Below are 369 nucleotides of genomic sequence, written 5' to 3'. Positions count from 1 at the left end.
AGGCATGCACGGTGGGGAAGAAGACGCGGTATGGGGCATGGAAACCGCGCATCAGGTGGTGGCAGGCAAAGTGGCGACCCGGGATTATGACTACCGTGACGCGCTGCCGCAGTACGGTATGGATGCCGAAGTGGATGTGACGCGGGGCGATGAGACCCTGTATGGCGAAGCGTACCATTACCTGGATAACAACTACCGGGTGTTAGGCAACCGTTACGACCTGGATCCAGAAGCCGAAAGCGGGGTGTTCTATTCCCGGCTGCAACATGAACGTTACCTGAATCGACAGACCCAACTGCGAGGGTTGACGACATCCGCCACGCTGTTGCCGGGTCAGGAGTTGAAAGTCAGGGGAGAGGCGCCGGAAGC

At 59.1% G+C, this 369-nt stretch carries 1 protein-coding gene; it reads left to right on the top strand.

Annotated elements, in window-relative coordinates; genetic code table 11:
* On the top strand, window positions 1-369 hold a 369-nt coding region (locus tag ABR397_RS25550), incomplete at both ends, for a contractile injection system protein, VgrG/Pvc8 family (RefSeq protein WP_350307808.1).

This window comes from Photorhabdus viridis (assembly GCF_040256935.1).
GTDB lineage: Bacteria > Pseudomonadota > Gammaproteobacteria > Enterobacterales > Enterobacteriaceae > Photorhabdus > Photorhabdus viridis.
The sequence above is the reverse complement of the archived record's forward strand: the minus strand, read 5'-3'. Positions and strand labels throughout refer to the sequence as shown.